Genomic DNA, 1,866 nt, shown 5'->3' with positions numbered 1-1,866 from the left:
GGCTTGCAGCTGCGCTTCGGTAGCCTCGTTCCAGGCATCGGATTCGCGTCGAACCAACCAAGCCGCGGCGGCCGCTTCGGCCGTTTCTCTCAGCCCTGCTGCGTCATTCTCCATACACCACTCCATCAGCCGCGCCGCTCGCTCCTGGCTTCTTATCTTCCGTCAGGCGCCGCTCGGACAAGAAATCCGCCAGCAAACGAACACCGCGCATCAAATGCTTCTCCACCGTCGCTTCGCTGACTCCCAGGCGCGCCGCGATTTCTTTTTGCGAACAACCTTCGATCTTCCGCAACCACAGCGCTTCCCGGCAGCGCTCCGGCAAGCCATTGAAAGCCGCAGTCACAGCAATGAGCTGCTGCCGAATGCTCAGACGCCGCTCCGGCGTCACCCCGTCCACCAGCAGGTTGAGTTCGTCGAGATCGCCCTTCAAGTCGATGGGTACGATGCGACGCCGGCGCGCCCGGTCGATGACCAGGCGGCGCGCCGTTTGAAACAGCAATGCTTTGGGAGCAATGGGCTGGTAGCGGTCCGCCGCCTGCAGGATGCGCACATAGGCATCATGGCGAATATCCTGGATATCGGCCGGGTTGGGACAGATCCGCGCCAGATAGCGTAGCAGCGCCTCCTCGTGCGGCAGGATTTCGCGCGTAAACCAATCATTGAGCGGAGCGGACATGCGCCGGCGACATTACGCCAGCGCCAGCACGAATGAAATCAACTGCGCTCGTTCCAGAGTATTTTCCTACGGCGATGGAGGAAAAAGCGATTTCGAGCGTTTCAGTCAAAATGACGATGGCCTGGGAAGCGCCTGACGCCGGGGCAGCGCGGTCCCGGGCAACGTCGACGGGCTGATGCCGACATCATCCAGTTCAGATGGTGAGATCGCCGCCGTTGATATCCAGAGAGGCGCCGGTGATATAGGCGGCTCGGTCACTGGCCAGGAATGCCACGAGCTCGGCAATTTCGGCGGGCTCGCCCAGTCGCTGCAGCGGGAACGAACTGGCATACGCGGCGATGCTCGCTGCCGCGATCGTGCCTCGAACCATCTCGGTATCGATCAGCCCGGGACACACTGCATTGACGGTGATGCGCTCGTGGCCAAGCTCTTTCGCCAGATGTCGCGTTAGCCCGAGCACGCCAGCTTTAGCTGCGGTGTAGTGCGCCCCGCCAATCGTGCTCACGCTCTTACCCGCCGTCGAAGACAGATTGACGATGCGGCCGGCCTCGGATCGACGCAACAGCGGAATGGCTTCGCGACAGCACAGAAACGTGCCCTTCAAGTTGGTGTCCAGCACCAGATCCCACTCCTGTGTCGCGATCTGTTCACACCGTGTCGGCCTCAAGACACCGGCGTTGTTGATCAGGATGTCCAACGCGCCGAACTGTTCGAGCACAGTTGCAAACATACGGCGCACCTCTGTCTCGATTGTCACATCGGCGGGGATTGCCAGCGCATCGGCGCCCTGCTGCCGCAAGTCCGCGACGGCTGCAGCGAGGGCCGTTGCATTCGAATCGTTCATTGCCACGCGTGCGCCTGCCGCCGCCAAGCGGCACGCCATCGCAAATCCCATCCCCTGCGCGGCACCGGTCACCAAGGCAACCCGCCCATGAAACTCTGTACCGCGGTTTTGTTGTTGGTGTTGCAAGCGCCGGTCCATGAAGCGAATGACTACGGGTCCAAGCCAGCTTCGCGCGCGGCGCGCGCCACCCATTCCGCAACCACGTGATCGCCAGTGGCATGCAGACCGGTGATCATTTCCTGGCGTTCCTGCGGCTCTTCGTTGAGCGCCAGCTTGGTTTGATCCATGGCGACGAGCACGCTGGCATCGAAGGCAATCACCCCGGACGCCAGCCCTGCGAAGCGAC

General features: G+C 62.2%; 3 protein-coding genes. All 3 read right to left on the bottom strand.

Translation table 11 applies throughout. The features are described 5' to 3' along the window. Nucleotides 1-103: 103 nt before the first annotated feature. Nucleotides 104-676 carry an RNA polymerase sigma factor gene (locus tag JNL55_RS15235; RefSeq protein WP_293854992.1) on the bottom strand — a complete coding sequence of 191 codons (573 nt, stop codon included), beginning with the start codon at nucleotides 674-676 and terminating at the stop codon, nucleotides 104-106. Nucleotides 677-869: 193 nt separating this feature from the next. After that, nucleotides 870-1,646 (bottom strand): SDR family oxidoreductase, encoded by a 777-nt coding sequence (locus tag JNL55_RS15230; RefSeq protein WP_293854989.1) that lies wholly within the window; start codon nucleotides 1,644-1,646, stop codon nucleotides 870-872. A 23-nt stretch (nucleotides 1,647-1,669) separates the two neighbouring features. Continuing rightward, on the bottom strand, nucleotides 1,670-1,866 hold a 197-nt coding region (locus JNL55_RS15225; protein ID WP_293854985.1), incomplete at its 5' end, for a hypothetical protein.

This window comes from Steroidobacter sp., from assembly GCF_016790065.1.
In the GTDB taxonomy this organism is placed as follows: Bacteria; Pseudomonadota; Gammaproteobacteria; order Steroidobacterales; family Steroidobacteraceae; genus Steroidobacter.
Note: the sequence above shows the minus strand (reverse complement) of the source record. Positions and strands in the feature narration are given on the sequence as shown.

What these genes read in the sequence shown, in the direction of transcription:
- JNL55_RS15235 (WP_293854992.1), bottom strand. Translation starts at nt 676, where the DNA reads ATGTCCGCTCCGCTCAATGATTGGTTTACGCGCGAAATCCTGCCGCAC.